Origin of the sequence: [Clostridium] clostridioforme AGR2157 (assembly GCF_000424325.1) — a bacterium.
GTDB classification, from domain to species: domain Bacteria; phylum Bacillota; class Clostridia; order Lachnospirales; family Lachnospiraceae; genus Enterocloster; species Enterocloster clostridioformis_A.
In genome coordinates, this window is record NZ_AUJR01000017.1 from 1 (window position 1) to 25,711 (window position 25,711).

Below are 25,711 nucleotides of genomic sequence, written 5' to 3' on the forward strand. Positions count from 1 at the left end.
AGGCCTCCAAGCGTTCCGCACTGTTTTTTATGGTCTGGTCCATCGTTTCCAGTGTCTCTACCAGAATGTTCCGTGCCAGATTCAGGCTTCTTTCCTGAAGTTCTTTCCCATAGGAATCAATATCAAGAGCTCCTTCCACAAATTTCCTCATGGTCTTTTCAATTTCATAGGTTTCTTTTTCGATAAAATGTTGTATACTGTTAATCATGGAAAGCACCTTTCTTTGTGAGTGTATGTTTGCAAAACTATATTATCACAAAGGGGTGCTTTCTTTTCATTCCTTTTTATGGTTTACATAAATTCCCATTACCCGAAATTTATTTTACGCTACTCTTGGACATTTAAAGGGATCCATTATCAGCCTTTTAAATCCCGTGGAGGCATGTTATAATATCGCCATGGTCCGGACCGCAGGGAAATGGACGCCAACAGACAGATGACGGCATTCTGCAGGGCATTTCCGGGGATCCTGTGGACGGAAGAATGAATTCAGGAAGGAAAAAACTTCATGCTATTTAGTTCCATGATATTTTTATGGCTGTTCCTGCCCTTTGTGCTGGTGGTCAATCTGGTGCTGCCAATCCGGTTAAGCAGCCTGTTTCTGCTGGCAATGAGCTTTATTTTCTACGCGTGGGGAGAGCAGGAGTATATATGGCTACTCCTTTTGTCCCTGGCAGTGAATTACGCAGGCGCTGTCGGTATAGAGGCTGTGCGGGGCAGCGGGCCGGATGCCGGGGCAGCAGGGGCTGCTGCCAAGGCGGCTGTCAGGTCAGACAGGCAGACCACTTCCGGCGCCGGTAAGCAGACGCTCTTTACCCCGGATAAGCTGCTCCTTGTCGTACTGGTGGCGGTGAACCTGGGGTTTCTGGGTTATTTTAAATACTTTGATTTCCTGACCGGTCTGGTGAATAAGCTGGCGGGAGGCACCGTGGTGGAGCCAAAGAACCTGCTGCTACCGGTGGGCATCTCATTTTACACATTTCAGATGATATCTTATGTGGCGGATGTGTACCGGGGGACCATACGGGCCGAGAGGAACCTGCTGAACCTGGGACTTTACATGTCCTTTTTCCCTAAGATGATACAGGGGCCCATCGAGCGCTATCAGGGGATGGGGGCATGTATCAGAAACCGCCATGTGACGCCGGAACTGTTTGCCTGCGGAGCCAGGCGGTTTATCTACGGACTGGGCAAGAAGGTTATACTTGCCAACCAGTTCGGAAGCGTGGTGGACAAGGTTCTGGCCAATCCCATGGACCAGATTAGCGGAGGTTTGGGCTGGTATGTGGGAATCCTGTATACGCTGCAGATTTATTTTGATTTTTCAGGTTATTCGGATATGGCGGTGGGCCTTGGCAAAATGCTGGGCTTTGAGCTGACAGAGAATTTCAATTATCCGTATCTGGCCAGGACCGTGGGAGAGTTCTGGCGCAGATGGCATATTTCCCTTTCCGGCTGGTTTAAGGACTACCTCTATATTCCTCTTGGCGGAAGCAGGAAGGGGACACTGGTCACCTGCCGCAATCTGATGATCGTGTTTGTCTGTACCGGATTCTGGCATGGCGCTGGCCTGTCCTTCATTGCGTGGGGAATGTATTACGGCTGCCTTCAGGTGGCGGAACGGCTGTTTTTAAAGCAGCGGCTGGAGAGGCTGCCTGCCGCTGTCAGCTATATTTATATGTTCTTCGTTACCGTGGTGGGATGGACCATGTTCCGGGCGGATTCGCTGACCAGGGGACTCATGCTGCTCAGGCAGATGTTTCTTCTGCGGCCCGGGATATATGATACGGCCATGTATATGAGCCATAAGACCATAGTCTATATGGTGATTGGAATGGTGCTGTGCGGCCCGTTTCAGGCCCTGGTTCCCCGTTTCAGGAAACATATGCAGGACGGCAGGAGCATTTACCTGTCTGAAGGCCTGGGACTTATATTGCTGTTCGCCTACTCTATTGTGATGGCTGTGGGCAGCACCTATAATCCGTTTATTTATTTCCGGTTTTAGAGAGGAGGATGCAGATGAGACAACGCGCAAAAGCATATATATTTTCAGGCATGTTCCTGGGGATGATGATACTGCCCAGACTCCTGTTCATACCTCTTAAGGACTATGTGGACACGGAGAATTACGAGAACCGGATTTACCAGGAAAAGCCGGTTCTTAATTTCAGGAATCTTAGGGCGGCGGACCTTAAATCCTATCCGGGTCAGTATGACGCCTACTTTAATGACCATCTGGCTTTTAAGAATCCCATTGTGGCCTTTGGAAAACTGGCGGACATCCACGTGTTTGGGGAAGTTACATCCGATGCCGTGCTTATGGGAAAGGACGGATGGATGTTCTACAAGCTGAAGGGGGAAATGGAGGACAGCATTGCGGACTACCAGGGAACCAATCACTACAGTGAAGAGGAGCTGGAACGGTTTGCCGCGCTGCTTAAACAGGCCAATGAAAACCTGGCTTCCAGAGGGATGAAGCTGGTTTTCTATATGGTTCCCAACAAGGAGCAGGTGTACAGTGAGTTTATGCCCTCCTCCGTGAAAGTGGTTCAGGAACAGTCCAAGGCGGATTTGCTGTACGCATATCTGAAGGAGAATACGGACTGTGATGTGTACTATCCCCTGGATGAGTTCAGAAAGGCCAAGGATGACTGGTGCCAGATATACAGGAAGTACGATACCCATTGGAATGATATGGGGGCATTCATGGCATCCCGGATGGTGATACAGGATATAGACGGGGAGCCGTTCGGACCGGAGTCATACCGCTCTTATGATATTGAAAACAGGGGAACCTTCAGCGGGGACCTGGCGACCATGCTGAATCTTCAGAAGTATTATGACGATGACCCATTCCTCAAGGTGTCAGGCTACAGGGAGGATGTGTCCTTTGAAATAGATTACCAGAATGAACATGAGACCATAACCCACTACTCCTCAGACGCAGAGGGGAAGGCAGAAAAAATCCTTATATGCAGGGATTCCTTCGGGGTACACATGGCTGAGTACTTTGCCAGGAACTACCCGGATGTGACGCTGATGGATTACCGGACAGAGGACTGCGGGGCAGCCGCCCTTGAGCTTCGGCCGGATGCAGTGGTGATTGAGGTGGCGGAACGGTATACGGATTATATGTTCGGACTGCTGGAACGCCTGGGGACCATTGGATACGGGGATGGAATTAACCGCTGACTAAAATGGGCGGAATGGAAAAACGGCAGCGAATCTGATTGGAATCAACCGGATTGTGCTGCCGTTATTTTTATATATGATATGGAAGAGCGCAACTAAGCTTACCCGGCCAGGAATCCTTTTCCGATGATTTCGCTGGAGTTGGATATCAGCATGAAGGCTGTGGGCTCAATGGTGCGGATATAGTTGCGCAGCTTTAATGCCTGGCTGCGTTTCATGGTGGTCATGATTACCGTCTTTTCATGATGGGTAAACGCTCCCTCTGCATGGTATACCGTGGCGCTGCGGTGCAGCGTGTTGATGATATAGTCGCAGATCGGCTCCGGGTCGTCACAGATAATATTAAAGCATTTGCACAGATTCAAATTCTCAATCACATCGTCGATGACCAGGGATTTGGCCGCCAGGCCGATGGTGGAGAACAGCCCTGTCTCAGGTCCGAAGATGAAAAATGAGGAGGCCACGGCCGCCACATCCACCAGCATGAGGACGGTTCCTATGTTAAGGCTGGTATATTTCTTAAGTATCATGGCGATGATATCTGTACCGCCGCTGGAAGCTCCCAGATTAAAGAGGATGGCTGTGCCCACTGCCGGCAGGAAAATAGCAAACAGCAGCTCCAGCAAAGGTTCTGTTGTCAGCGGCCTGCTTAAAGGACAGACACGTTCCAGCAGGGACAGGCTGATGGACATGACCATACTGGCATAAACGGTCTTTATTCCAAAGCCCTTACCCAGGAAAATGAACCCTAATACCAGCAGGGAGGTGTTCACAATAAATGTGAAATCACTGGCGGACCAACGGCCGATTTCACTTACTACCGTGGAAAAGCCTGTAACGCCTCCAAATGCAAAATGATTGGGAAACTTGAAAAAGTAGATTCCAACCACCATAATCCAGATGCTTACTGTAATGATGCCATATTCGGCTGCCATGCGCCAAAATGGACTTTTTATCTCGCTCATAATCCCTGCTTCCCTTGCATGATCCGAGTAACGGATACGCGGGAAGTTTACCCCCTTTGTGGCCTGAATGCCACGTATTCATTGTTGTTCCATCCATATAATAGGCTGAAACTACTACAAGTGCAATCACATTTTTTGTTGAAACAGCCACAAGTATATAATTGTAGCCGGAAAAGCCTTGTGAATAAAGGAGAATACAGTATTTGGGGTATAGGTGGCGCGAAAACAGCTTGTAACCACTATATATATGGTTTATAATGGTGGGCGTGACATCTGGAAAAGGAATGCACGGATGTCAGGAATTAGAGAAGGAGAGCAAAAGGTCATCATGGCGAATAGGAAAGTGGATATAGATTTGGACTATAAAGGGCTGGAACAATGCCTGGAAGGAATTGATAGGGATTTTCAGGGGGAGGGATATGGGCTGGAGCGTCTGCTTGAAAGGTACCGCTCCTTCCACAAGCCGGGGATGGAACCTGCGGAGGGCATGGAAGCCCTGATTCGTTCCGCGGCGGAACTGACTTCCAAGGAAACACCCCTGTGGGAATTTGCAGCGGCCAGGCTGCGGTACTGCCGTTTTGCCTGTGAGATGGAGGAACAGCTTAGGGGGCTGGGAATCAGGGGGCTCTATGAAAAGATTTCATATCTGACAGATCAGGGATTATATGGTGATTATATTCTGAAGCATTACAGCCGGGAGGAGATAGAGGAGGCGGAAGGATTTCTGGATGATGAGAGAAATAAGCTCTTTACCTATGCGGGACTGGATTTGCTCCTTAAGCGGTATGTGATCCAGGACCACAGCCATCATCCGTTAGAGACGCCCCAGGAAATGTATCTGGGCATTGCCCTGCACCTGGCCATGAAGGAAGATAAGGCGTGCAGGATAAAATGGGTGCGCCGGTTTTACGATATGCTCAGCCGGATGCAGGTAACCATGGCCACCCCCACCCTTTCCAATGCCAGGAAGCCGTACCATCAGCTTTCCAGCTGTTTTATTGACACTGTGCCGGACAGTCTGGAAGGAATTTACAGAAGCGTGGACAACTTTGCCCAGGTCAGCAAATTTGGCGGGGGCATGGGCTTGTATTTCGGAAAGGTCAGGGCTGCGGGAAGCAGGATCCGGGGCTTTGAGGGGGCTGCCGGAGGTGTGATCCGCTGGATTAAGCTGGTGAACGATACGGCTGTGGCAGTGGACCAGCTGGGGATGCGCCAGGGCGCTGCAGCGGTTTATCTGGACGCCTGGCACAAGGATCTGCCGGAGTTCCTTCAGCTTCGGACTAATAATGGGGACGACCGCATGAAGGCCCATGACATTTTCCCGGCAGTGTGTTTTCCTGATTTGTTCTGGAGGATGGCTAAGGAGAATCTGGACCAGGACTGGCATCTGATGTGCCCTCACGAGATTCAGACCGTCAAGGGATACTGCCTGGAGGACTGTTACGGGGAGTTGTGGGAGGAACGGTATCTGGACTGCGTGGGAGATGACAGGATATCCAAGCGAACTGTGTTGTTAAAGGATGTGGTGCGCCTGATTATCAAGTCCGCGGTGGAGACAGGCACACCCTTTATCTTTAACCGGGATACAGTAAACAGGGCCAATCCCAACAGCCACCGGGGCATCATATACTGTTCCAACCTGTGCACCGAGATTGCCCAGAACATGTCTCCCATAGAAAGTATATCAACTCAGGTGCTGGAGGTAAATGGGGAGACCACGGTGGTCCGGACCACACGGCCGGGAGATTTTGTGGTCTGTAATCTGGCCAGCCTTTGCCTGGGGGCCATTGATGTGGATGATTCGGACGAAGTGGAGCGTATTGCTGCCAGTGCCGTGAGGGCACTGGATAATGTGATTGACCTGAATTTTTATCCGCTGGCCTATGCCGGAATCACCAACCGGAATTACAGGGGAATCGGCCTGGGAGTCAACGGTTACCACCATATGCTGGCAAAGCACGGCATCCGGTGGGAGAGCGAGGAGCATCTGGCCTTTGCGGACCGGGTGTTTGAGCGGATTCATTACGCGGCTGTCAGGGCCAGCGCCAATCTGGCGGCTGAGAAGGGATGTTATCGGTATTTTGAGGGAAGCGAATGGCAGACAGGGGCATACTTTGAGAAGCGGGGGCTTGTGAGCGGGGAATGGAAAGCGCTGGCGGGACAGGTGGCAGAGCATGGAATGCGCAACGCCTATCTTCTGGCTGTGGCGCCTACCAGCAGTACCAGCATACTTTCCGGTACAACGGCAGGCCTGGACCCTGTGATGAAGCGGTTTTATCTGGAAGAGAAAAAGAACGCCATCCTGCCCAGGGTTGCCCCGGACCTGACACCCCGGACCTTCTGGCTGTATAAAAGCGGATACACCATGGACCAGACCTGGACAGTGAGGGCCGCAGGCGTGCGCCAGAGGCACATTGACCAGGCCCAGAGCGTGAACCTGTACATTACCAACGATTACACCATGCGGCAGCTGCTGAACCTCTATATACTGGCCTGGGAGAGCGGCGTAAAGACCCTCTACTATGTGCGCAGCAAATCTCTGGAGGTGGAGGAGTGTGAAAGCTGTTCCAGCTAAGCGGCTTTTGAAAGGTATATAAGAAAGGATGTTGATATGAGTATATTATCGGCCAAGCCCCTGTTTAACCCTCAGGGCGACACGGATAAGAACAGCAGGAGGATGATAGGCGGAAACACCACCAATCTCAACGACTTTAATAATATGAAATACGCCTGGGCCAGCAGCTGGTACCGCCAGGCCATGAATAATTTCTGGATTCCGGAGGAAATCAACCTCAGCGCGGATTTAAAGGATTATAAGAACCTAACGGCTCCGGAGCGGACTGCCTATGATAAGATACTGAGCTTTCTGGTGTTCTTAGATTCCATCCAGACAGCCAACCTGCCCTGCATTGCCCAGTATATCACAGCCAATGAGGTGAATCTGTGCCTTACGATCCAGGGATTCCAGGAGGCGGTGCACAGCCAGAGCTACAGCTATATGCTGGATTCCATCTGCAGCCCGGTGGAGCGGGACAGGATATTGTACCAGTGGAAGGAGGATGAACACCTTCTGCGCCGCAATACATTTATTGGAAATCTGTATAATGAATTCCAGGAGAAGAAGGACGATGTGACCCTTCTCAGGGTCATTATGGCAAACTATATCCTGGAGGGCATCTATTTTTACAGCGGGTTCATGTTTTTTTATAACCTGGGAAGGGGCGGCAAGATGCCCGGAAGCGTCCAGGAAATCCGCTATATCAACCGGGACGAGAATACCCATTTGTGGCTGTTTCGCAACATGATTGGGGAACTCAGGAAAGAGGAGCCGCAGTTATTCACGCCGGAGATGGTAGATATGCTTAAGTCCATGCTGGAGGAAGGCGTGGCTCAGGAAATACAGTGGGGGTGCTATGTGATTGGCGATGATGTTCCGGGTCTGACCAGCGAAATGGTTACGGACTACATACGGTATCTGGGAAACCTGCGCTGGAGCGGGCTGGGCTTCGGCACCTTGTACGAGGGGTATGACGAGGAGCCGGAATCCATGAAATGGGTTAACCAGTATTCCAATGCCAATATGGTGAAAACAGACTTTTTTGAGGCAAAGAGCACGGCTTACGCAAAAAGTGCCGCCATTGTTGATGATTTATAGATATGGGGGTATAATGGAGCAGGGATACCGGCATGAGAAGCAGTATCAGAAGCAGTATCAGAAGCAGTATCAGAAGCAGTATCAGAAGCAGTATCAGATGCAGTATCAGACGCCTGGTATCCAATCATATGATTGACAGGAGGAGCGAAAACGTGACAGTAGAAGAGGGGGACCGCAGGACCTGGGAGCTGGCAGGACAGCTGGTACAGATTGACAGCTCTGACCCGGGAGCCTATGAGGGGCAAATTGAACAGTGGATATATGAATGGCTTACAAAGGAGATAGAGGAAAAGGCAGGAGCGCTTAAGAACCGGATTGAACTGGTTCAAAAGGAAGTGATGCCGGGCCGATTTAATCTTATGGCCCGCATACCGGGGAGAGAAGAAGCTCCGGCGCCTGCCCTTGTGTACATATGCCATATGGATACGGTGATGCTGGGGGAGGGTTGGGAGGAGGATACTCCGGCCCTGGGAGCAGTGGTTAAGGAAGGCCGCCTGTACGGAAGAGGGGCCTGTGACATGAAGTCAGGCCTGGCCTGCGCGCTGTCTGCATTTTCAGACATGGCGGAGCTGGCCGGAAGCACAGGGGAGCTTCCGGTGCGGCCCTTTGTATTCATCGGAACCGTGGACGAGGAAGATTTCATGCGGGGAGTGGAAAGCGCTATCCGGGACGGATGGGTAGGCCGGGAGGACTGGATTCTGGATACGGAACCAACGGCCGGTCAGATTCAGGTAGCTCATAAGGGCAGGACCTGGTTTGAATTGACCATGCAGGGAGTCACGGCCCATGCCAGCAATCCATGGAAGGGCGCTGACGCCATTGCCGCTATGGCAGAGGCAGTCAGCCATATCCGTAAGGCCATTGGAAGCTGTCCGGTTCATGAGGACCTGGGTATGTCTACGGTGACCTTTGGACAGATAACAGGGGGGTACCGTCCCTATGTTGTGCCGGATTCCTGTAAGGTATGGATTGACATGCGTCTGGTGCCGCCTACGGATACAGCGGCTGCGAAAAATATAGTGGAGGAAGCTGTAAAGGCGGCAGAAGCCGAGATTGTGGGAGTCAGGGGCAGTTACCTCATCACAGGTGACCGTCCCTGCGTGGAAAAGGACAGCGGTTCCCGGCTCCTGGCCAGCCTTAAGTCTGTCTGCGACCGTGTGACGGGGGAGGACACATATATCGGTTCCTTTAACGGCTATACGGATACAGCAGTCATTGCAGGAACCCTGGGCAACCGCAACTGCATGTCCTACGGTCCCGGCAGCCTGGAGCTGGCCCATAAGCCCAATGAGTACGTGCCATATGAGGATGTGTGCCGATGCAGACGCGTTCTGACTGAGCTGGCACGGCAGGAGGCATTCTTTCCCTTTGCCTTTTAAGGTCAAATGTGCTATAGTGTAACCAGTTTAAATCAAAGGAGAAGATAAGGATGAAAGATACTGTATTGGTAATCATGGCAGCCGGTATCGGAAGCCGCTTTGGAGGCGGCATCAAGCAGCTGGAGCCTATGGGACCCAGCGGCGAGATTATCATGGATTATTCAATCCACGATGCCATGGAAGCGGGATTTAATAAGGTAATATTCATTATCAGGAGAGATCTGGAAAAGGATTTTAAGGAAATCATAGGACACAGGATAGAGAAGCTCCTTCCGGTGGAATACGCATACCAGGAACTGGAAAACCTTCCGGCCGGCTATGAAGTGACACCCGGAAGAACCAAACCATGGGGCACGGGCCAGGCGGTCCTTTCCGTGAAGGGTATGGTAGACGGACCATTCCTTGTGATTAATGCGGATGATTACTATGGACGGGAAGGATTCCGCAGGATTCATGATTACATGGCGGAGCATATGGACTCACAGTCTGAGATATATGATATCTGCATGGGTGGTTTTGTGCTGTCCAACACCCTGAGCGATAACGGCACAGTCACCAGAGGCGTGTGCCAGGTGGATGGGGATGGATTTTTGACGAATGTGACAGAGACATATAATATCCAGATGAAGGAAGATGGGCTCCATGCCACGGACGAGAGCGGTGCGCCTGTGACCATCAGTCCGTCCCAGCCTGTTTCCATGAATATGTGGGGGCTTCCGGCCAGCTTCATCCAGGAGCTGGAGAAGGGATTCCCTGTATTTTTGGACAGTCTGAAAGAGGGGGATATTAAATCAGAATACCTTCTTCCTAAAATTATAGACAATCTGGTACAGAATAAGAAGGCGAGAGTAACCGTTCTTGACACCCCGGATAAATGGTTTGGCGTTACCTATAGGGAAGATAAGCAGGCCGTGACAGATGCCATCAGAGGACTGATTGAGTCAGGGGTTTATAAGGAGAGGTTGTTTGGATAAGGGGTTTTATAACCTGAAGATATAAGCAGTATAAAATAAAAAACTGCCTGGCTAAAACTGCCCCAAAGGTCATGGTCCGGCCATGATATGGCCGTCAGGCAGACAGGGACATGCGGATACTGTCAATCCGTGTGTCCTTTTTTCATGCATAATTTCAAATACCCAGGCCTATACTATAAAAACAGCCCACTTAAGCCGGGCGATGATTATAACATGTTTGGGTGGACAACTTAGCTATGAAATTATGGAAAACATTTAACGTACAAAAACGGGAAGACATATGTTATTATAATACATCAGAAGGTTTTGAAACGGAGGGTTTTGCCATGCACCTGGACCGGCTTATCAGGGAGGAGATGGCAGCCAAGGGAAAGGATGGAATCATGTTCCTGTGTATCGGCACAGACCGGTCCACCGGGGACAGCCTGGGCCCTCTGGTGGGACATATGCTCCGCAGCCGGCGGCTTAAGGGAGCGGCGGTCATAGGAACACTTGATAAGCCGGTCCATGCCATGAATCTGGATTTGTACGCCAGGTATATACGGCTTCACTATCCTGACTATGTTGTGGTTGCCATTGATGCTTCGGTGGGCAGTCTGGACCATGTGGGATACGCGACCCTGGGGCGGGGAGCGCTTCAGCCGGGATTGGGAGTGTCCAAGGAACTGCAGGCCGTGGGCGACATAGCCATAACCGGAATCGTGGGCGGAGTGGGCAGCCGGGATCCGGTCATGCTCCAGAGCGTGCGCCTGTCCATGGTGATGAAAATGGCGGACTGCATTTGCGAAAGCATTTTTCTTGTCGAACGATTATGGGAAAATGCTGCCATAATATGACAAATTCTGCGCCGGGAATCTGCTATGCTTGTTTGGATTAAAAACAGCGGGGTGATTCTATGGGAGAATTATATGAACCCTTCCCTAAGCTGCCGAAGAATTTCCGGCAGATAGGTGAGAGGGACCAGGTCTTAAAATTATATCTGGAAGATTATGTAAATACTTATTTAAAACGCCTCCAGCCGGCAAAGGGGGCTGATTTGCGTGTGGGTCTGCTTTTGGGAAGCAGGGAGACCCATGAAGACATACCTTTTGTTTTTGTGGATGGAGCCCTGGAAATGGATTCGGTCACCGAGGAAGGCGGAAAGGTGGCATTCACCGAGGACGCCTGGAAAAAGGCCTACCAGGATGTGGAGCAGATGTTTCCCAAGCGCACGGTTCAGGGATGGTTCCTCTGCGCGGGACCCGGCTGTACCTTAAGCCCCCTGACCTATTGGAAGCAGCACAGCCAGTATTTTACGGGAAAGAACCAGCTCATGTATCTGAACTGCGGTCTGGAGGGCGAGGAAGCTGTTTACATAACATCCTCCGACGGATTTTACAAATTGAGAGGATACAGCATATATTATGAGCGCAACCAGATGATGCAGGATTACATGATACTGCGCAAGGATGTGCCAAGGGCAGAAACAGGAGTGGATGATAAGGTCATCCAGAACTTTAAGCAGAAAATGGACGAGCGCAGGGTGGAGGCAGGACGTCACCGGAGCACGGTGGGAGTTTTGTCAGGCCTTTGCAGCGTATTGGCTGTCACAGTACTGGCAGGCGGCGTGGCTATGTTCAACAACTATCAGAAAATGCACCAGATGGAAAGCGTGATTGCATCCGTGGTACCGGAAGGAAACATAAAGGACGGCCTGAGGGCGTTTGCCGGAAAGGGCGGAACAGAGAATCCGTCCGGAAAGGGCTGGTCCGCTGCGGACCAGCCTGATTATGTGATTGAGGAGGCATCGGGAAAGGTATATCCCACCACGGCCCCGTCACCGGAGAATGGAGATGAGAAACCCTCCAGGGTAACTCCGGAAACGCTTGCGCCGGCAAAGAGCGGCCAGACGGGCGGGACAGGCCAGGGAAATGGGCAGACGGCGGCAGGTCAGGGAAGCGGCCAGGAAGCGGCAGGCCAGGGAAGCAGCCAGGCAGCGGCAGGCCAGGCAGCGGCAGGCCAGGGAAATGGCCAGGCAGCGGCATCAGGCCAGGGAAGCGGCCAGACGGCAGCGACAGGTCAGGGAAGCGGCCAGGCGGCGGCATCGGGTCAGGAAAATGGCCAGACATCCAGCCAGGATGCGTCCAAGACTGACTCAGCCCAAAAGGAAAATGAACAGACGGAGTCCGGTCATAGCCAGGCGGCAGCGGAGACAAAAGCTCCTGCTGATGATTCCACACTTCCGCCAACCGGAGGCAGAGGGGAAGCTGATGACCAGACTGTGTCCGCTGCCAGCTACAAGGTGTATACCGTGGCGGACGGAGAGACATTGTATGGAATCTGCTTTAAGCTGTATCATAATCTGCAGCACATAGATGAAATTTGCCGGGTCAATTCCCTGACAGATCAAAACAGCATATTTGCAGGACAAAAGCTTCTGGTTCCGTAAGCATATGCCTGGAAACCTCTGGCGGAAAAAGATAATGCGTTTTATCCAAAATTGTTGTATACTATTGCATATACGCAAAAGACGAATTTTGGGAGAACGCAGGATGGGCAGTACCAATTCAATGAGCCGTGAAAATAAAAAAAAGCAGCTGAAGCGTCAAATCGTACCTTCCGCCAGTCCCTTCCAGGAAGAGGAGGACAGCCGGGAAATCGTGCATAAGGCGCACCGGCGCGTAGTCAGGAAGCGCCTGATTATTCTGGCTGTGCTTGTTGCCCTGGCCGCCATAGCAGCCCTGGTGCTGTTCCGGTATGAACGCTATCACACCTTTACGGATTACCAGACGGTTTGGGAGCGGGACCTGGTGGCTGAGGCCCAGGAAGCAGCGGCCCAGGGTGAGGGAAGCTTCTGCGGGTACAGGGATTTCGGGGACGGAGTCCTCAAATATACCAAGGATGGAGCTACCTATCTGGACGCCAAGGGCAAGGTGGTGTGGATACAGAGCTATGAAATGAGGTCTCCCGTGGTATCGGTCAACGGCGATTTTGTGGCTATTGGCGACCAGCAGGGCAACAGCATCTACATATGCGATAAAAACGGGACCCAGGGACAGGCTACCACGCTGCTGCCCATATTGAGGGTCACGGTGTCCGCCAAGGGCGTGGTGGCTGCCCTTCAGGAGGATTCCAAGGCGAGCTATATCTATTTATATAAAAGGGACGGAAGCTCCCTGGACATCATGGTAAAGTCTCTGCTGTCAGGCGACGGGTATCCGGTGGACTTAAGTCTTTCGCCCAATGGCACTCAGCTTATTACATCCTATATGTATCTGGATCAGGGCATGATAAAATGCAAGATTGTGTTTTATAATTTCGGACTGGGTAAGAATGCTCCCAACCGTGTGGTGGGTATATTCTTTCCTAAGGACCTGGGAGATGCCATGGCGGGAAGGGTCAGGTTTCTGGATGAGAGCCATTCCGTCATATTCACGGATAAGGGAATACAGTTCTTTTCAACCAGGGTGGAGACATCGCCGGAGCTGGTGAGCCAGATTCCCATAGAGGAGAATATAAGAAGCATCAGTTATGCTCAGGACAAGGTCGGCATTGTTACGGATAATGTGGAAGGCGGCGACCCTTACAGACTGAGGATTTATGACAGGGAGGGAAGCCCTGTTTTTGAAAAGACCTTTAACTACCAGTATACTGGATTTGATATTGACGGTGATTTGGTTCTTTTGTATAATGACAGTTCCTGCAAGGTTTACAACATGACAGGTACGGAGAAATACAACGGAACATTTGACTTTACGGTCAGCAAGGTATCCGCAGGAAGGTTCCCGGGAACCCTTCTTGTCATGGGACCTCAGAAAATGACGGAAATAAAGCTGCAGTGATGCAGGAATAAAAGCGAAAGGAAGTATAGATACCATGGGGATGAAATGTATCGGAGTAGATGTCGGAGGAACTTCGGTAAAAATCGGACTTTTTGAGAGTACGGGAGAGCTTTTGGACAAGTGGGAAGTAAGGACCCGTAAAGAGGAGGGCGGAAAGTATATCCTTCCTGATGTGGCACGGTCCATCCGTGCTAAGATGGAGGAAATGGGACTGAACCTCAGGACGGACTTGGCCGGAATCGGGCTGGGAGTTCCCGGGCCGGTTTTGCCGGATGGATTCGTGGAGGTATGTGTGAACCTGGGATGGCGCCGGATGAATCCCCAGGAAGAGCTCAGCAGCCTGCTGGACGGAGTCACTGTAAAGAGCGGAAATGACGCCAACGTGGCTGCCCTAGGAGAGATGTGGCAGGGCGGAGGCAAGGGATATAAGGATCTGGTCATGATTACCCTGGGAACCGGTGTGGGAGGCGGTGTCATCATTGATGAGAAAATCATTGCCGGCCGTCACGGCCTGGGCGGTGAGATTGGCCACATCCACGTAAGGGATGAGGAATGGGAGCACTGCAACTGCGGCGGAGTGGGCTGTGTGGAGCAGATTTGTTCGGCCACAGGCATAGCCAGGGAGGCCAGAAGGAAGATGGCAGCCAGCGATAAGCCCTCGGCTCTGCGTGAGCATGGCGGGAATGTCACGGCCAAGGATGTGCTGGACGCAGCCAAGGCAGGGGATGAGCTGGCCAACGAAGTGATGGATGTGGTGGGACGCTACCTGGGACTGGCATTATCCATGGCCGTCATGATAGTTGACCCGGAAATTTTCGTTATAGGCGGAGGCGTATCCAAGGCAGGACAGTTCCTGATTGATGTTATCCAGAAGCATTATGATTATTTTACCCCCATATCCAAATGCAAGGGTAAGCTGGGACTTGCCACCCTGGGAAATGACGCAGGTATATACGGGGCGGCAAGGCTGGTACTGTAAGGCTGGTACTGTAGGGCTGATACGGTGGGGGGATACCGATTTCTCTCCGCCCGCCACTGCCGTTAAGTTTGTTTCTGGCAATTCATCCCTCCACCTGGGGGGGGGGGGCGGCTTCTTTTGTTAAAAGGGAGCAGGCACGTTTGTCTTAATGTGCCTGCTCCTTGTTTGTCTGATAAAGGAACTTTTTCCAATTGTAAAGTATCTTTGCCTGTAAACACCCGGTCAGCTACATTCCGGGAATCCATACGCCGGATTCATCGACCCAGCAGTTATCAGGTGTTTGTGTATTGGCATACATGGCTCCGTTGGAAGTATCCAGGTAATAATACTTACCATCCAGTTCAATCCATCCTGTGGCCATATATCCCTCAGCGTCAAAATAGTACCACTTGCCGTCAATCTGCTGCCAGCTGGAAACCGGGTAGGAGCCGTCTGCATTGCTGTACCACCAGCGGCCGTCCGCTGCTGTCTGCCAGGTGCCTGCCGCGGGCTGGGAATTGTCTGAGACAGTATTGCCCAGGGCAGCGATGTCTGCTTCGCTTACTGTCCATGAGCCGGATGTGTTCCAGCTGCTCTTGGCGCTGTTGCTGGACTTCACGGAGCGGACCTTAAACTGATAGGAGCCGGGCGCCGTAATCTGGTCCTTGAAATTATAGGAGGTGTTATAGATGTCCTTGATTTCACCTATGGCAGCTCCGTTTTTAATGAGCTGGGTCTGATAATATTTGGCGCTTGAAACCTCGTTCCAGGAACCGTTTCCGTTGTGAGCGGAATCCCACTGAAGGTTGGACGGGGCAGCTGCCGCGCTGGTATCCGCATCCTTGTCAAATACGAGCTGGACCGTAAGGATAAGAGTGGCGTTGCTGTCCTTACGTTTGGCGTTTACAAATTTAATCTTATCAAAACGGTATTTGCTGGAGGAACCTAAGGTCAGCTTGAAGTTGCTGGAAGATGTATTGGAAAAATAGTATTCTTCCTCATCCTCCACACCCAGGGTGATGTCTACCTGAGGCGGCTTGGAACTGCTCCAGGTGTCTCCGTCATCATTGGTGACCTCCCAGGAGTCTACATAATAAAGACCGGTATTGTCTCCGGTAGCAGTGACCTCCACATCTCCTCCATCACGTCCAGTGCGTATGTCGGAGTCAATAGTGAGGTAAATCTTGCCCACCTTCTTCTTGCTTGCCGCCATGGTTGCAGGAGCCAGGACGGAAGAAATAAGAGAAGCAACTAACAATGCGGTGCCCGCTTTTTTCCATGTAATCATGTCTGCCTGTCCTTTCTTTTTCTAATCATATTGGAATGAATCATTCATTTCTCCATAATATAACTATATCACAATTTGCTGGTAAATATCTTACGATATTATAACATTTTTATATTTGAAAACATTCCCAGCAGTGCGGATAATCCGGGAGTGCAAACATTCCCTAAAGGCTGGTGGAACGGGGCAGTGAAAAAATGAACTCTGTTCCCACTCCTTCCGTGCTGACCACGTCAATGTTCTCGCCGTGTGCCTGTATGATTTCCTTTACAATGGACAGGCCCAGCCCGGTGCCCTTCTTATCCTTGCCGCGGGATAAATCGGTCTTGTAAAAACGTTCCCAGATTTTCTTTAAGCTGTCCCTGGGTATGCCGATGCCTGTGTCCTTGACCGACACAAATATCTTTTCATACCGCCCTGATGCCTGGATGTAGATGGTGGAATCTTGATGGCTGAACTTGATGGCATTGTCTATGAGGTTGTACATGACCTGCTGTATTTTTCCAAGGTCGGCAAAAACCATCTGGATGTCATCTGAGAAGGTAAGATCAAAGCTTACATTCTTAGACTCGCAGGTGCCCTCAAAGGAGGCCGCCGTATCCTTTATGACACGGTTGATATCAAAATTGGTCCTGGAGAGATATCCCTTGGCATCCAGGGAGTTCAGGGTAAGCATGCTCTCTGTCAGCTTGTGAAGACGCTCTGTCTCGGATATGACCCTGGACAGATATTTTTCATACATCTCAGCCGGTATGGTGCCGTCCAGAATGGCTTCCAGGTATCCCTTGATGGAAGTCAGGGGAGAGCGGAAATCATGGGATACATTGGCAATGAAATTTTTCTGGTATTCCTCCATTTTATTCAGCTCATCGGACATGTAATTCAGTGTATCGGAGAGATAGCCCATCTCATCGTGGGTCTTTACGTCAATCCGGTAATCCAGGTTTCCGGCCGCATATTCATTGGCGCCCACTGTAATTTTGCGAAGAGGCAGGTACACGGTTTGGGTAAACACCAGAAGGATAATGAGGGACAGGCCAAACAGGACAGCGGATGTGATGTAAAGTATGCTTAAGATGCCGTTCTGGGACTGGTTGATTTCGCTGATGGGAAGGTGAATCAGCACATAGCCGTAGGTGTTGTAATTCCCTGTGATGGGAGCTGACACGCTGAGCACGTTCCCATTAAAAATCCCATAGTAATCCCCTATGGTATAGGACCGGTTTCCGATGGATGCCGGGTCAAAACCGTTTATGGAGGACTGGACCCGCGAACCGCCCAGACTGTCCATAACCACGGTGCCCTGACGGTTGACCACCCATATCTCGGCCCTCAGGTAGTGGGATAACGCCCGTATTTGGGTGGAAACCTCTTCGGAATCCAGCCGTTTTCCCTGATACATGGTGCTGCATGACGAGGCGATGATATTTGCCTCGTCATATAGCGCGTCCGCCTTACTCTGAACCAGATAGTCACGGGTCATTTTTGATGAAAATGTGGCAATGGAGATAAAGCCCATCAGACCGAAAATCAGATATCCCAGTATGAATTTGGAATAAAGAGAACGGGTCATCGTTTCACCTCGAATTTATAGCCGATTCCCCAGACCGTGGTGATGGCCCAGCTGTTGTGGTCCTTTATCTTTTCACGCAGACGCTTTATATGTACATCCACGGTACGGGTATCCCCAATGTATTCATAGCCCCAGATATGGTCCAGAAGCTGTTCCCTGGTAAATACCTGGTTGGGGGAAGCCGCCAGAAAATACAAAAGCTCCAGCTCCTTTGGCGGCATTTCCACGGAGTGGCCCATATAGATTACGGAATAATTGGTAAGGTTTACAATCAGGTCCGGGTACTCCACGTATTCGCCCTGCTGTTCGGTGGACGAAGGAGCCGGGGCCGGAGATGCCTGGTAACGGCGCAGCACTGCCTTGACGCGGGCAACCAGTTCCTTGGAATCAAAGGGTTTAATCATATAATCATCAGCCCCCAGCTCCAGTCCCAGTACCTTGTCGAAAATCTCTCCCTTTGCGGACAACATAATGACCGGTACCTGAGAGGAAGCGCGCAGCTCCCTGCAGACCTGATAACCGTCTATACCCGGAAGCATCAGGTCCAGCAGTACCAGGTTGGGCCTGAATTCCGGAAATACCTTAAGGGCTTCCTCGCCGTCCCCTACAATCATTGTTTCATAACACTCTTTCATCAGGTAGAGGGAGATTAATTCTGCAATATTTGCATCATCATCCACAATCAGAATCCTTTGCTTTTCTGCCATGCTATAGTTCCTCCTTGCTGCTGATTTCTACTTAAATGTCACAACGGTTACACCTGAATCGCCTTCTCCAAACTGGCCCAGGCGGAATTCCTTTACATATTTGAGCTGGCGCAGGCGCTTGTGCACCGCGTTCTTAAGGGCTCCGGTTCCCCGTCCATGGACCACGCGCACTGTCTGGAGATGGGCCAGATATGCGTCGTCCAGATATTTTTCCATGGCAGGCACTGCCTCGTCCACTGTCATTCCTATGAGGTTGACTTCAGCGGACACGGTGGAGGATTTGGACATCTTAATCTGGCTGCTGCCGCTTCCCCTGCCCCTGGCAGCTTTTCCGCCATAGCTCATGGAACTTCCGTCTCCCAATGTGGCGCTTATGTCCTTTTCATTAAGAAGCTCCAAATCCCGGATATTCACCAGGGAGCGGAGAATGCCCATCTGGACATATAAATCGCCTCTGGCATTGGGAAGGGTGCTTACAGTGCCTTTCAGATTCATGGACAGAACTTTGACGCCGTCCCCTATTTTCAGTTTCTTGGGTGATATGGGCTGGCTGGGTCCCTTTGGTTTCACAGTCAGCTTCTCATCTGTTTTTTTCAGCTGGTCTCTGAGCTTGGCCCGTTCAGCCTCCAGTTCCTTGCCCACGCCTGAGCTGGCGGCCAGCTTGTTAATCTGCTTGATGGTCTGGTCCGCTGTTTCCTTGGCCTCCCGCAGGATGCGCTGGGCTTCCTCGGAGGCATTTTTAAGAATCTTGTCCTTGCGCTCGTCCAGGCGCTCTTCCTTCTGGGTCAGACGGGTTTTTAAGGAGGCAATCTCATCCTTATAGGCGTTTATTTCAGCCTGTTCCTTTTCAATAGTCAGCCTGCTGGATTCCAGACTGGTTAACAGGTCCTCGAAGGACTCATCCTTGGCCTCCAGATGGGATTTTGCGTCGTCAATGATATATCCAGGCAGCCCCAGCTTCTGGGAAATGGCAAAGGCATTGCTCTTGCCGGGAATACCGATGAGTAACCGGTAAGTGGGCTGCAGGGTTTCCACATTGAATTCGCAGCATGCGTTTTCCACTCCGGGCGTGCTGAGGGCAAATACCTTCAGTTCGCTGTAATGGGTGGTGGCCATGGTGCGGCACTTCATGTTGTGAAGGAAGGAAAGGATGGCAATGGCCAGGGCCGCTCCCTCTGTCGGGTCCGTACCCGCGCCCAGCTCGTCAAAAAGACAGAGGGACCGGGAATCGGCTTCATTTAAAATGCGCACAATATTAGTCATATGGGCGGAAAAGGTACTTAAGCTCTGTTCAATGCTCTGCTCATCCCCGATGTCCGCGAATACCTGGTCAAACACAGCCAGCTCCGAGCCTTCCCACGCAGGGATGTGAAGCCCGGACTGCCCCATAAGGGTAAACAGGCCCACTGTTTTTAAGGACACGGTCTTGCCGCCCGTATTTGGGCCGGTGACAATCAGCAGGTCGAATTCCCTGCCCAGCCATACGTTGATAGGGACAACGGCCTGGGGATTCAAAAGGGGATGGCGCCCGTCCTTGATATGGATATAGCCTCTGTCATTGAACACAGGCACGCTGCACTTATAATGGCGGGCCAGGCCTGCCTTGGCAAAAATAAAGTCCAGCTGCGCCAGAAGCTCCATGTCCATGCGAAGCTCCTCTGTATAGGGAGCCGCCTGGTTGCTCAGGGAGGCCAAAACCGCTTCAATTTCCTTTTGCTCCTGTATTTCCAGTTCCCGCATCTCATTGTTCAGCCTGATGATGGCCATGGGCTCGATGAAAAGGGTGGAACCTGTGGCTGACTGGTCGTGAACCATTCCTGATACCTGGTTTTTGTACTCTGACTTTACCGGCAGGCAGTAACGCCCGTCCCTCATGGTGATAACCGCGTCCTGAAGATAGGAGCGGTTGGAGTTAAGGATGGAGTTTAACTGGGTGTGGATGCGGTCGGCTGTCACCTTCATGGAACGGCGCACATGGGATAATCCCGGACTGGCATCATCCGCAACCTCGTCCTCAGAGAGGACGCAGCGTTTGATTTCATTGTTCAGAGGAGTCAGGGGCTCCAGACCCGCAAACAGGGGCTCCAGAGAGTCGAAGTCATCCTGGGATTCGCCGGTTCCCCTTCCGGCCTCATCTGCGTCATGACGTCCGTAGGCCTTGGCTCTGGCTGCCACGGTCAGGAGAGAGCTTATGGAGAGCAGTTCGGGTATGCTTAAGGAACTGCCGATATCCAGGCGCTTCAGGGAATCTCCGATATCCCTGATACCTGAAAATGACACGGAACCTTTAAGACGGATCCGTGTCACTGCATCCGTAGTCTGTGCCTGCCAGGTGCGCACCTCTTCCAAATCAGATGAAGGGGAGAGGTTCCGGCAGAGGGCCTTCCCAAGAGGAGAAGCCGCGTATTCGGTCAGCTGGTTTATGATTTTATCGTATTCTAAAGTTTTTAACGCTTTCTGATTCATTGATTTCACCTGTGATTTCCGTAAAATGCTGGATTTAAAAGGACTTTTTCCCAAAAGCCGACATTTAAATTATACCATAAAAATCGATATTTACTATCTTTTTTACTATCTTTTCATATATAAAATCTTGCATAATACTGGGAAGAAACGTATAATAGAGGATAAGAGTCTTCGCAAGGAGGAGTACTATGGCGGATAAACGTGCTGACCAGCATAGAGATTTAGACCGGCAGGACCAGACTCCGGACAAGTCCCATCGTTTTATTAATGAGAAGATTGTCCGGCAGCCCATGACCAGACGGCAGATTGCCCGGAAAATCCTGTTGACCATTTTTTGTGCCGTTCTGTTTGGCGTGTTGTCGGCCATCTGTTTTGTTGTGAGCAGACCTGTGGCTGAGAGAATTTTAGGTCAGGAGACTCCTGAGGAGAGCAGCCAGATTACCATACCAAAGGATGAACCGGAAACCACGGCTCCTGTGGCGTTGGAGACTGAGCCCACGGAACCGGCCATGACCGAGGCAGTGGATGAGATGGTACGCTCTGAGATGGAGAAATACCGTTATTCCATCGACGATTTGAATAAGCTGTACAGCAACCTGCGCACCATTGCCAGTGACGCGGATGACAGTCTGGTGGTGGTCCATTCCATTCAGCATGAAAAAGACTGGTTTGACAATCCCATCGAGACATCAGGACAGTTCTCCGGAATGGTCATAGCCAGGACCCGCAGTGAGATTCTGATTCTCACGCCGAACAAGGCCGTGGAGGCAGCTGATTCCATTGAGGTGGCGTTCCCGGACGGAACCATGATGGCCGGAATTGTGAAGCAGAGCGATACCATTATGGGATTATCCGTGGTAAGCGTGGACGCGGCCCAGATGGACAGCGAACAGTTTAAGAAGGTGGAGGCCATCAAGCTGGGCAACTCTTTCGGGGTAAAGCAGGGAGACATGGTGGTGGCCATCGGCGCGCCGGCAGGTATTGTCCACTCCAGCGATTATGGAAATATATCCTATGTGGTGCGCAATGTCCATACGGTGGACGGCAGCTCCAGGGTGTTCTATACCAGCGCCAGTGGAGACGCGGAGGCGGGAACATTTCTCTTAAATACTTCAGGTGAGCTCATCGGATGGGTCACGGACAAGTACGATGAGGATGGAGTGTGCAGGATGACCACGGTGGTGGCCATATCTGATTATAAAGGTATATTGGAGATGATGAGCAACGGTATTCCGGCCCCGTATTTCGGCATCAAGGGCCAGGAAGTGAGCCAGGCCATGGCGGACAGCGGAATGCCTTCCGGCATCTATGTGATATCGGCAGTGACAGACGGCCCCGCATACAACGCAGGCATACAGCCAGGGGATATCATCACATGGATGAACGGCGAGAAGGTGGGAAGCCTGAAGGATTTCCAGAATCAGGTGGAAAGCTTACACGCAGGAGACAAGATTAAGGTGGCGGTCCTGAGAAACGGTAAGGATGAATATAAGGAAATTGAGTTTTCGGTGACGGTTGGAGCCAGGTAGCGGTTGGGGTTTTGGCATGGTTTGGAACCGGGGAGAGATTAGAGGCGGAGAGTTTGGTACTCGGCGGCGGCTGTGGTCAGGCGGCAGTTAGCGTCAGGCAGTGTAAGAAGTCAGGCAGTGTAAGAAGTCAGGCAGTGTAAGAAGTCAGGCAAGGGGGCCAGGCAGTGTTAACCGCCTGGCTGCGTTGTTGTCATGGGATGGAATGCATTGGGATAATGGCAGATGGCTGCATAGCTTGCCAGGCGTATAAATAGGGTAATAATTAGGTTTATAAAATAGAAAGAAGAGGAAAATAGAACATGAGATATATCGACACCTTCAGGGAAGGTATGCACATTGCAGATGTCTACCTGTGTAAGAACAAGCAGATTGCCCTGACTAAGAATGGCAAGGAATACGGCAATCTGGTAATGCAGGACAAGACAGGTACCATTGACGCCAAGGTATGGGATTTGGGTTCTCCGGGAGTGGGGGAATTTGAGACCATGGATTACGTTCATGTGGAGGCGGATGTGACTCTGTTCCAGAACTCCTTCCAGCTGAATGTGCGCCGGATTCGCAGGGCACAGGAGGGAGAGTATGTGGAGGCAGATTACCTGCCGGTGTCAAAGAAGGATATAAAGAAAATGTACGAGGAGCTTCTGGGATACATAAGAAGTGTGAAGAATCCTTATCTTCAGAAGCTGCTGTGCAGATATTTTGTGGAGAACGCGGCATTTGCAAAGGCGTTCCAGTTCCATTCCGCAGCCAAGACCGTGCATCACGGATTCGTGGGCGGGCTGTTGGAACACACGCTCAGCGTGACAAAGCTGTGCGATTACTATGCCGGATATTACCCGATGATTAACCGTGATTTGCTGCTGACAGCAGCCATTTTCCACGATGTTGGTAAGACCAGGGAACTTTCACGCTTCCCGGAGAATGACTATACAGACGATGGACAGCTTCTGGGCCATATTATAATCGGTACTGAGATGGTGGGTGAAAGCATCCGCTCTATACCGGGATTCCCGGAGAAGCTGGCTACAGAGCTTAAACACTGTATTCTGGCCCATCACGGGGAATTAGAGTACGGATCACCAAAGAAGCCGGCGCTTTTGGAGGCATTAGCCCTCAACTTTGCCGATAACACGGATGCCAAGATGGAGACCATGATAGAGGCGCTGCAGTCCGGCGGGGAGAATAAAGGATGGCTGGGGTACAACCGGCTGCTGGAGTCTAATATCAGAAAGACAACGGAATAGGACGTTGTATTTGGGCAGTAAAGAGAAATAACAGGACCGAATAAAATAAGGCTGAAAACATTTAGTTTGGGTACGGGATTGCAGGATATGTCCTTGACCAGTGTGTTTTCAGCCTTTTGTGATAATGGGGCGGGATGGAAGAATTGTGCTGATGGGATGAGATAATGGGATGAAATAATGGAGAGCAATAGCAGATCATAATAACAGATTAAATAACAGAACAGGTGAAATGGTATGGAAAAAAATCAGGAATTTATTGTGACAATAGAGGATATGAATGAGGACGGAGCAGGCGTGGGAAAAGTGGATGGCTACATCTGGTTTGTCAAGGATGCGGTGATTGGTGATGTGGTGCGGGCAAAGGCCATGAAGATGAAGAAATCATATGGATTTGCCAGGCTGATGGAGGTGCTGGAGCCGTCAGGGTCCCGTGTCATTCCGTCATGCCCGGTGGCAAGGCAATGCGGGGGCTGTCAGCTTCAGGCCATGAGCTATGAAGAACAGCTGAAATTTAAAGAGCGGAAGGTGATGAATAATCTGATTCGTATAGGCAAATTTGCTGAGAATGAGATTCATATGCTTCCTATCATGGGGATGGAGGAACCTTGGAGATACAGGAATAAGGCCCAGTTCCCGTTTGGAAAGGATAAAGGCGGAAATGTGATTGCCGGTTTTTATGCAGGGCGGACCCATGCCATTGTTGAAGCAGGGGACTGCCTGTTGGGAGTTGAGGAAAACAGGGAGATTCTGGATATTGTAAAGCTGTTTATGAAGGAAATGAAGATAGAGCCCTATGATGAGAGCTCGCATAAAGGATTGGTGAGGCATGTCCTGATTCGGAAGGGATTTAAGACAGGTGAAATAATGGTCTGTCTGGTGATAAATGGAAAGAAGCTTCCCGGAAAGGAGCGCCTGGTGGAGATGCTGTGCGGCGGAGATGGGAAGGATGAAAAGGGACAGGGAATAAATAGAGAGGGAATAAATGGGAAGGAAATATACGGGAAGGAAACGAACGGGAATGAAACAGATGGTCATGGGATTAGAGGCATGACCAGTATTTCTTATAGCGTGAATCAGGAAAAAACTAATGTGATTATGGGGAAGGAGATTGTGAACCTCTATGGCCCTGGATTTATTACAGATTATATTGGAAATGTGAAATATCAGATATCACCACTTTCATTTTACCAGGTGAATCCTGTACAGACAGAACGACTTTATGGGACAGCGCTGGAGTATGCCGGACTTACGGGGAATGAGACTGTTTGGGATTTGTATTGCGGAATAGGCACTATTTCCCTGTTTCTGGCCCAGAAGGCTAAGAAAGTATATGGTGTGGAGATTGTACCCCAGGCCATAGAGGATGCCAGAAGGAATGCAGAGATAAATGGCATTAAAAATGCAGAGTTTTTTGTGGGAAAGGCGGAGGAAGTGCTGCCGGAACAGTTTGAAAAGAATCATGTCCATGCGGACGTGATTGTGGTGGATCCTCCAAGAAAAGGATGCGACACGGTTTGTCTGGATACCATACTTAAGATGAGGCCGGAACGGGTGGTTTATGTTAGCTGCGACTCAGCTACGCTGGCCAGGGATTTGAGGTATTTGGCAGATGGGGGGTATATGGTGGAGCGGGGGAGGTGTTGTGATATGTTTCCGGGGACGGTGCATGTTGAGGTCGTGATAAAGATGACGTATTGTGGTGACAAGAAGAAATAACAGCGGTTAACCACAAGATGTTGTGGTTTTGAAGTGAAAAAAGAGCGAAAAATGGGGCAAAAAACGAGCGTTTTTGCCCCTTGTTTTTTGCCCTTTCCACAGATGACATGGGGTATTTGGCAGATGAAAAGAGGCCAGCTTTTGAAATTCAGGCAGCACATAGCTGAAATTTTGTTGGAAGTGATGATAGCTTTCTGCAGAAACTGATGGTATTGTGTTACCTAAAACAAAACCAAGGGATGGAGGA

At 50.8% G+C, this 25,711-nt stretch carries 20 protein-coding genes; 14 read left to right on the top strand and 6 right to left on the bottom strand.

Features of this window, described 5'->3' with window-relative positions; all coding sequences use genetic code 11:
• The coding region (locus tag G614_RS27185; protein ID WP_044917539.1) for a hypothetical protein at nt 1-208 on the bottom strand (208 nt) is incomplete at its 3' end.
• A 300-nt stretch (nt 209-508) separates the two neighbouring features.
• Here G614_RS27185 and G614_RS0109495 point away from each other — a divergent pair.
• On the top strand, nt 509-2,005 hold the full coding sequence (locus G614_RS0109495) for an MBOAT family O-acyltransferase (protein WP_027641784.1): 1,497 nt from the start codon (nt 509-511) through the stop codon (nt 2,003-2,005).
• A gap of 14 nt (nt 2,006-2,019) precedes the next feature.
• A complete protein-coding gene (locus G614_RS0109500) occupies nt 2,020-3,192 on the top strand; it encodes an alginate O-acetyltransferase AlgX-related protein (protein ID WP_027641785.1) in 1,173 nt (390 codons plus the stop codon).
• Between the two features lie 101 nt (nt 3,193-3,293).
• Here the strand turns inward: G614_RS0109500 and G614_RS0109505 are convergent, their stop codons facing one another.
• The gene (locus G614_RS0109505; RefSeq protein ID WP_027641786.1) at nt 3,294-4,157 is read right to left on the bottom strand and encodes a YitT family protein; all 864 of its coding nucleotides are present in this window, start codon (nt 4,155-4,157) and stop codon (nt 3,294-3,296) included.
• Between the two features lie 328 nt (nt 4,158-4,485).
• On the opposite strand from G614_RS0109505, the gene G614_RS0109510 reads away from it, so the two are divergent.
• From G614_RS0109510 to G614_RS0109545, 9 genes are all read left to right on the top strand, one after another.
• Complete coding sequence (locus tag G614_RS0109510) at nt 4,486-6,732, top strand: ribonucleoside-diphosphate reductase subunit alpha (protein WP_027641787.1); 2,247 nt, start codon at nt 4,486-4,488, stop codon at nt 6,730-6,732.
• Between the two features lie 36 nt (nt 6,733-6,768).
• The gene (locus G614_RS0109515) at nt 6,769-7,812 is read left to right on the top strand and encodes a ribonucleotide-diphosphate reductase subunit beta (protein WP_027641788.1); all 1,044 of its coding nucleotides are present in this window, start codon (nt 6,769-6,771) and stop codon (nt 7,810-7,812) included.
• 13 nt (nt 7,813-7,825) lie between these two features.
• Nucleotides 7,826-7,948 (top strand): hypothetical protein, encoded by a 123-nt coding sequence (locus G614_RS33350; protein ID WP_278245984.1) that lies wholly within the window; start codon nt 7,826-7,828, stop codon nt 7,946-7,948.
• Entirely contained in the window at nt 7,905-9,191 is a 1,287-nt protein-coding gene (locus G614_RS0109520; RefSeq protein ID WP_027641789.1) for a M20 family metallopeptidase, read from the top strand. The genes G614_RS33350 and G614_RS0109520 overlap by 44 nt, the downstream gene beginning before the upstream one ends.
• Nucleotides 9,192-9,241: 50 nt before the next feature.
• The gene (locus G614_RS0109525; protein WP_027641790.1) at nt 9,242-10,165 is read left to right on the top strand and encodes a sugar phosphate nucleotidyltransferase; all 924 of its coding nucleotides are present in this window, start codon (nt 9,242-9,244) and stop codon (nt 10,163-10,165) included.
• A gap of 326 nt (nt 10,166-10,491) precedes the next feature.
• The gene (yyaC, locus tag G614_RS0109530) at nt 10,492-11,001 is read left to right on the top strand and encodes a spore protease YyaC (RefSeq protein WP_002566873.1); all 510 of its coding nucleotides are present in this window, start codon (nt 10,492-10,494) and stop codon (nt 10,999-11,001) included.
• Nucleotides 11,002-11,060: 59 nt separating this feature from the next.
• Nucleotides 11,061-12,593: a LysM peptidoglycan-binding domain-containing protein gene (locus G614_RS0109535; RefSeq protein WP_027641792.1), complete on the top strand. Its 1,533-nt coding sequence runs from the start codon at nt 11,061-11,063 to the stop codon at nt 12,591-12,593.
• A 103-nt stretch (nt 12,594-12,696) separates the two neighbouring features.
• Nucleotides 12,697-13,986, top strand: a complete 1,290-nt coding sequence (locus G614_RS0109540) for a DUF5711 family protein (RefSeq protein ID WP_027641793.1) — start codon at nt 12,697-12,699, stop codon at nt 13,984-13,986.
• A gap of 34 nt (nt 13,987-14,020) precedes the next feature.
• Entirely contained in the window at nt 14,021-14,965 is a 945-nt protein-coding gene (locus tag G614_RS0109545; protein ID WP_027641794.1) for an ROK family glucokinase, read from the top strand.
• Between the two features lie 226 nt (nt 14,966-15,191).
• On the opposite strand, the gene G614_RS0109555 is transcribed toward G614_RS0109545, so the two are convergent.
• The 4 genes from G614_RS0109555 to G614_RS0109570 all read right to left on the bottom strand — a co-directional run bounded on the left by G614_RS0109555 (nt 15,192) and on the right by G614_RS0109570 (nt 20,975).
• Entirely contained in the window at nt 15,192-16,232 is a 1,041-nt protein-coding gene (locus G614_RS0109555) for a hypothetical protein (protein WP_027641795.1), read from the bottom strand.
• Between the two features lie 163 nt (nt 16,233-16,395).
• Nucleotides 16,396-17,802, bottom strand: a complete 1,407-nt coding sequence (locus G614_RS0109560) for a sensor histidine kinase (RefSeq protein WP_027641796.1) — start codon at nt 17,800-17,802, stop codon at nt 16,396-16,398.
• On the bottom strand, nt 17,799-18,509 hold the full coding sequence (locus G614_RS0109565) for a response regulator transcription factor (protein WP_027641797.1): 711 nt from the start codon (nt 18,507-18,509) through the stop codon (nt 17,799-17,801). Before G614_RS0109565 ends, G614_RS0109560 begins: the two co-directional genes overlap by 4 nt.
• A gap of 27 nt (nt 18,510-18,536) precedes the next feature.
• A complete protein-coding gene (locus G614_RS0109570; RefSeq protein WP_027641798.1) occupies nt 18,537-20,975 on the bottom strand; it encodes an endonuclease MutS2 in 2,439 nt (812 codons plus the stop codon).
• Nucleotides 20,976-21,163: 188 nt separating this feature from the next.
• Here G614_RS0109570 and G614_RS0109575 point away from each other — a divergent pair, with 188 nt between their 5' ends.
• The 3 genes from G614_RS0109575 to rlmD all read left to right on the top strand — a co-directional run bounded on the left by G614_RS0109575 (nt 21,164) and on the right by rlmD (nt 25,464).
• Nucleotides 21,164-22,504, top strand: coding sequence for a S1C family serine protease (locus tag G614_RS0109575; protein WP_027641799.1), 1,341 nt, complete (start codon nt 21,164-21,166; stop codon nt 22,502-22,504).
• Nucleotides 22,505-22,803: 299 nt separating this feature from the next.
• Nucleotides 22,804-23,748: a 3'-5' exoribonuclease YhaM family protein gene (locus tag G614_RS0109580; RefSeq protein WP_027641800.1), complete on the top strand. Its 945-nt coding sequence runs from the start codon at nt 22,804-22,806 to the stop codon at nt 23,746-23,748.
• A 234-nt stretch (nt 23,749-23,982) separates the two neighbouring features.
• On the top strand, nt 23,983-25,464 hold the full coding sequence (rlmD, locus tag G614_RS0109585) for a 23S rRNA (uracil(1939)-C(5))-methyltransferase RlmD (RefSeq protein ID WP_027641801.1): 1,482 nt from the start codon (nt 23,983-23,985) through the stop codon (nt 25,462-25,464).
• Nucleotides 25,465-25,711: the final 247 nt, after the last annotated feature.